The 6680-nt window shown below is 45.0% G+C and carries 3 protein-coding genes; all 3 read left to right on the top strand.

Features of this window, described 5'->3' with window-relative positions; genetic code table 11:
• Positions 1-247: 247 nt before the first annotated feature.
• The 3 genes from KAU88_09620 (at position 248) to KAU88_09610 (ending at position 6434) form a co-directional block, all read left to right on the top strand.
• Entirely contained in the window at positions 248-1981 is a 1734-nt protein-coding gene (locus KAU88_09620) for a right-handed parallel beta-helix repeat-containing protein (protein ID MCK4478763.1), read from the top strand.
• 388 nt (positions 1982-2369) lie between these two features.
• Positions 2370-2609 (top strand): hypothetical protein, encoded by a 240-nt coding sequence (locus KAU88_09615; protein ID MCK4478762.1) that lies wholly within the window; start codon positions 2370-2372, stop codon positions 2607-2609.
• A gap of 393 nt (positions 2610-3002) precedes the next feature.
• Positions 3003-6434, top strand: coding sequence for a hypothetical protein (locus KAU88_09610; protein ID MCK4478761.1), 3432 nt, complete (start codon positions 3003-3005; stop codon positions 6432-6434).
• Positions 6435-6680: the final 246 nt, after the last annotated feature.

Here is a 6680-nt window from a genome sequence, read left to right as displayed (position 1 = left end):
CAGAACACTAATTCTGGAATGCTTACCTTAGAGTCGCTTATAAACTGCGCGCCTTGACACTGCACTTTCATTCGAGCAAATCAGCCCTCAGTTCGCAAAATGTGTGTGTGGGGGTGGGATTTGAACCCCAGACAATTGGAGATATCTCCCGCACCTTCCCATTTTTTGTGTTTGTGCATTCATCTAAATAGAAGTTTCTTTCAAAAGAATTAATAGTTTCTAATGCACATTATATTTGGGGAGAAAGATGAAGAAAAAAGTTTTCGAAATATTGCTTACATTCCTTCTAATAGGCTCGTTAGCATCGGCGTCTAATGTACCTTCAGTTTCAGCGGAGTATGCATGGGTTGATTTATCTTATTTGGCAACACACCCAGAAGAGTTTCTAGGCATTTTGATCCAAACGACTGGAATGGTTCGGTTGGATGTCGTCAAGATTCCAGAGCAGCCAGGAAATGTTTTCCTAGAAGCCTCGGATTCTCCTTGGGTTGGAATATGGGTTTATATTGAACCGTATATGATTCCGTTGAATGGCAGCATTATTACTGTCTATGGTGTGGTTCTCTACGAGATGATGGGTTACTATGTTCAGGTTCAATCATGGGTGTATGCGCCTAACCTGTTGCTGGAAACTGACAAATATATCTACAAGCTGGGAGAAAACATCACAATCACACTAACCAACATTGGTAGCGAGACAGTGACGATTGGAGGGTATCCAGCTTGGTATATATTCACCTACCCAGAAGAGCAGCAAATACTTGCCACGGTTTACATATTTCTGGCATGGTCGTTAGAGCCTGGCGAGAGTGATAGCTTCACTTGGGATCAATATGACCTGTCTACAGATGACTATGTAAACCCAGGAACCTACATAATAAAGGACACGCAAGAATGGGGATTGACCACATATTTTAAGATAGTTGACGCAAAAATAATAGTTCCGGACGACTACCCAACAATACAAGAAGCCATAAACAATGCTAATGAAGGAGACAGCATCTTTGCTAGAAATGGAACATACTACGAGAATGTTGTCGTGAACAAATCTATATCTCTACTTGGTGAGGATAGAGAAAACACAGTTATCGATGGTGGTGGAGCTGGAACAGTGATTCAAGTAGATTCAGATAACGTGACTATTAGCGGCTTTGAGATACGGAATTGCTCAATCGCGTGGGGAGATTGGGGCATTACTTTAAATCACTCCTCGAAAAGCGTCATAAGTGGGAACATCGTAAAAGCTGTGTATGCCATCCGTGTTAAGGGGGGCTCTGAAAACAGCGTTAAAGATAATAATGTTGTGGGGTACGATGGTTCTTGTGTCTTTCACGGGCTCCAACTCGTAAACTCCAGCAGTAACGTTGTCAGTAATAACAATCTGAGCTCAGACTGCCATTCTGCGCTTACTATGCACAATTCGAGCAATAATATCATCTCTTCCAACTATATATCGGGGCATTTCGTGCCTTTTTACTTCACTATAGAGAAATCTCACAACAACTCAATTGTAGGAAACACCATGTGGCAACCCGCCCCCCTGTTTGGAGGGCACATATATTTCACAGAGTCAAAGTGCAACGTTCTCTATCACAACTCCTTCTTAGCGGATGAAGGCCCCAACATAATGTCGATTGACGAACTCAGCACAAACAACACTTGGGATAATGGCTGTGAAGGAAACTTTTGGAGTGACTATAACGGCACTGATTTGGATGGTGATGGCGTTGGTGATACTTATCTTCCTTGGGAAGGAGTAGACAACTATCCACTGATGAATCTATATTGGAGTCCTGGAGACGTTAACCATGATTTAAGGGTTGACATTTACGATGCTGTTTTAGCTTGTAGCGCCTATAGTTCCACACCTTTAGATCCCCACTGGAATCCTCACTGTGACATAACTGAGCCCTACGAAATCATAGACATTTACGATATAACAATGATCTGCATGAGCTATGGAGAAGAATACAATCCTTGAATTAGCTCTTTCTTGGTGCACGCACATTGAAGAACTTTTGTAGTTGAATATGAATAGTCGTTGATCTCCCGCGCTCACAACGATACACATTAACCCTAACAACTATTGCTCTTGTATATAGTGCAGGGGATTTCAGGAAGACAGAGACACCGACCCCCCCCTCCCCTCCCCCCCTCCCTATTTTGTGACGAATGCACAAGATTTGAAATCTGCCCTAACAGCATGAGACCGGTTCGGTTTCTATGCCAATAGAGCTTGAGTGTTCCCTCAAAAACCGTAATCTACATCAAACAACAATTCTACACAAAGGAAAACAGTTAGCCACAAGACTCCAGAATCCCGATTGCTAAACACAAGCTTTCACACTCTACGGCATCGGAAAGCCACCATGGAATACCACCGCACCAAAGACCTCTTACACATCATGGCGTTCCTCGGACACAAGAAAAGCGACAACACACTCCTTTATGTTCAACTAGACCAAAAACTATTCAAAGATTGCGACGATAGCTTTACCGTCCGCGTCACCCGCAACATCGGCGAAGCAGCCTCACTAATCGAAGCAGGCTTTGAATACGTCACTAGCGAATACAACGATGGCTGCAAAATCTTCCGAAAACGCAAATAACCCCAACCGTCTAAAAAGTGGTCGGAGTCAGGAAAAAGTCTGTGAAAAGTGGCCGGGTGAAATATTTCAGGCCACAGTGGAGATATCTCCCGCATCTTCCCCCTTTTTTGCTTGCAGAACCGACCTAAAAATTCCCTTCTAGAGAGCTTTCACAATGCACATACAGAAGAGTATTGTGAAAAACGTTGCAAACAATATAAAGACGATAAAAAAGCTCATAGAAGAAAGTTCCAGAAATTATAAATACATCATTAAAAGAAACACTCTCTTTACAAGGGAGATATTCTTGTGGTTCCCCTTTTAACATTTAAGCCTTGACAAAAGTCGGGGAAGCGGGAAACTGCTTAGCTCAAGATGTAGAGCAGAAAGTGACCGAGAAAGGAGATAAGTAAAATGAAAGGAACCAAAGGAAAAATTCTATCGGTTATAAGTAGATTGACAATCGTTCTTCTGCTTTCTGTGGCTCTACTGGATATGTCTAATCATCCAACTTCTTCGGTGACAGCGGTGAATGGTCCTAGGACTGACGACCTCATCATTCGCTACTATACTAACGTGGAACAGGCTTATGGAGCATTAAAAGCTGGATTAATTGACATCGTTGGATGTGAACTCACAGCAGATCTGTATGGGGACGCAATCAACGATGCTAACATCGTGTTAGCTCACGTCGGAGACCGAGGCATGTGCGAGTTTGACTTGAACAACAATCACACTATCCAGTCACTTTCTGGTATAGAGTCGCCGTTGTTCGGTGTAAAACGAGCGGACTTTAGGAAAGCCCTTGCATTGATGACCCCCAAAGACCTCTTTGTAACTGAGTGTTGTGGAGGATTTGCCGACAGGATTGATCAGCCCATAGCGTACGGGTGGCGTGGCTGGAGAAATCAATCTCGCTGGTATGAAGATGGCACTTATCCATACGAGTATAACCCCGACGCTGCTGCTACTCTCTTAGACGCAGCCGGCTACGTGCAAGGTGCGACGTGGAATCCTGACTGGGACGATACGTTGAGTTGGTCAGCTGAGTATCTTCGAACTTATCCTAGCGATCACCCGACTAAGCCTGGCGTAGACTTGGATGACATTGAGATCTGCATCAGGAACGACGATCTCAGAATGTTTAATGCTGGAAACATACTGCTTGACATCATGCTAAAAATGGGTATTCCATGCAACCCCACTTACGGTGCTCTAAATTCACTGTACAACAAAGTCATGGTGAACAGGGACTACCACATTTACACGGGTAGATGGAGCCTTGGAAGGTTCCCGGCAATAAGCTGCTACGACCTGTACAATGACCTATTCTGGTACCCGAATGGTCCAAACTGCGTCACTGGCAAGAGCGAGAGCAACCTTGGTAACTACCCTATACTTGACAGCTACTTGTATGACGCCCGCTTCCCGCCAGACTATACAACAGCTCTGGTAGCCTTAAAGAAGGCCTTAGGCTATCACGTTGACATGGCTATCAACATTCCGTTGTGGAGTACACGGAGCTTCTGGGCTTGGAATAGCAAATTGTTAGGCGTCGTCAACATGGAGGGCGTCGGTCCAGTAAACGACTACACATTCATGAATGCTTACCGCTATGACATAGTCAACGGCAGACCTCAACCCACTAATGAACCCATCAGATTGGGACTCTGCAATGCACCAATAGCGATGAACATCATTTCTTCAACTGGTTGGTCCTGCGACTATCAGAACCTTGACCGGTTCAACTTAGATAGCGGCATAGAGACACCACCATATGACAGTAGCAACGATCAAACCGGCTTCATTACTGGTTGGACAACTAGCACTTGGGTAGACCCAGACGATAGCGTGACAAAATCGCATATCACCAAGACCTATAGAAGCGACGGCTACTTCACTGAACCAGTAACTGGCAACCAAGGAGAAAACGTTAACACGACTCACATCTACGCTAGCGTTTGGTACTACTACCAAGTGGTAGATGCATGGATTAACCCAGGTGTTCAAGACATCAAGACCCTCCGCATCCCCGACGCGGGCACCATTGAATACTACTGGAACGTTCCAGGATACTGGAGCACATACCAAGGAAGCGTATACATCCAGTCATTCGACTGGTTCACAGCCGGCAGCATTAGCATAGAAACCACCGAAACCTTAACTGCAGACGCGACCACTGGCTACCTAGGCACAACCGACAAAGTGTTCTGGGTTAAAAGCGCAGCAGCAGGCGCCACACCACTAACTCTCGGCGTAGACTACGACATATACATGTCTGACTTGAGCACGAACGCGGCTGACATACGAATAATCAACCCAACATACTATGGCCAAGCCATAACAGTCACCTACCTAGCTGTCGGCAATCCCTACGGATACACACCGAACAACCAGCCATGGAACACTATCCTAGAAGGATGCGGTATGTACTATGTAACAGGCTTTGCACCGGGAGTAGGCGGCGGCTTGGACCTGAAGAAAAACCCACACTACTGGATGGAAACACCAGTGCTAGGCGAGATTGATTTTGTCAGAAAGCCTAATGGCGAGTTCAAAGTGGATGCATTTGATCTCGTGATATTAGGGAGTGCTTACGGCAGCCAAGGAATAAGGATTCCTGACCCGAGCTGGTTTCCAGGAGCTGATTTGTTCCCCTTTGGCGGTGTCATTGACGAATTTGACGCTGCCGTAGTGGTGGCTGCAATGTCATCGAATGCTGAGTATCATAATGTCACTCTCGTTGATGTCACGCCTCTTCAAACAGAGGTCACATCTGGAACCATAGTGTCTATCAGCATAACAGTGGAAAACCCGGGAGACTACACTGAGACTTTTGATGTTAGTGTTCACGCCAACGAGGCTGAAGTGACCATGACTGAAGTTACATTGTCAAGTGGAGAAGACACCACCCTAGAGTTAACGTGGGATACAACAGGATTCACGGGAAGTTACACTATAAGTGCATATGCAGGTCCCGTTGACTACGAAAGGAGCTTGTGGGACAACATTTTGATAGATGACATGATTACAGTAGAGCCTGTTGAATACACGGTCGTCGTTAAAGTAGGTGGTCAAGAGCATGATATAGCTGTGGAGAGTGACGCAACTCTTACTAAAATCAGAGCTACACGGAGCTCCTTACGATTCACGACTTCAGGACCTGAAGGACGAACGGCATATGTGAATTCTACCGTTCCAGTAGTATTAAACACAACAGAAATCAAAGTATTCGTCGACGGTTCTAGGCTTACTTATCCACCATTCCCCATAATCACAACCAATGGTACCCACTACTTTGTCTACTTTGAAATCACACTAAGCACGCATGAAATAAGTATCCAACAAGCAACTCCAGACGCGATTTTAGAAAATGTCTCATCCCTAAAAACTGTCATAGGGCAAGGATACACGTCAACCTTCAACGTGACAATTTACAATCAAGGTAACTTCACCAAAACCTTCAACGTCACTGTTTACGCAGATCAGAATGAAATCCTCCTCGGAGACGAAGTCATCGTAGACCTACAGAATGTAACTCTAACAGCCGAAACCTCCACGATTGTCATCTTCACATGGAACACTACAGGCGAGGCAAAAGGAAACTACATTATAAGCGCCACAGCAGACGACTCAATGGTCTACGGCTGGGTCATTGTAACTCTGCCAGGCGATGTTGATGGAGACCGCGACGTAGATATCTATGACATTGTTCAAATGGCTGGCATTTATGGCGTCTTAAAGCCAGATCCACTGTATGATCCCAACTGTGACATAGATGGCGATGGCGATATTGACATCTACGACATAGTAGCAGCAGCGAACAACTATGGAGAAAGCTGGTAGCTGCCTAACAAACCATTTTCCCCTTTTTTCTAATGCATCATCGCAAAGATTTTATTCACTGAAGATACTGATTATTGGTTGGTGTCTTTTTTCTTCGAGGTGTCTCAGGGGGCAGCTTGCTGACTGAATTTGCTGCTAGTGGTGTTCAGCTTCTCCAAGGTGCAGGGAGAACCAGAGGAAATAGACTTCAATTTGATAAAAAGTGTCAATTTTAGGGGGGTGCGTGACGGTGAAGGGCGTTGAAAG

The organism is Candidatus Bathyarchaeota archaeon (genome assembly GCA_023131225.1).
In the GTDB taxonomy this organism is placed as follows: Archaea; Thermoproteota; Bathyarchaeia; order Bathyarchaeales; family SOJC01; genus JAGLZW01.
The sequence above is the reverse complement of the archived record's forward strand: the minus strand, read 5'-3'. Positions and strand labels throughout refer to the sequence as shown.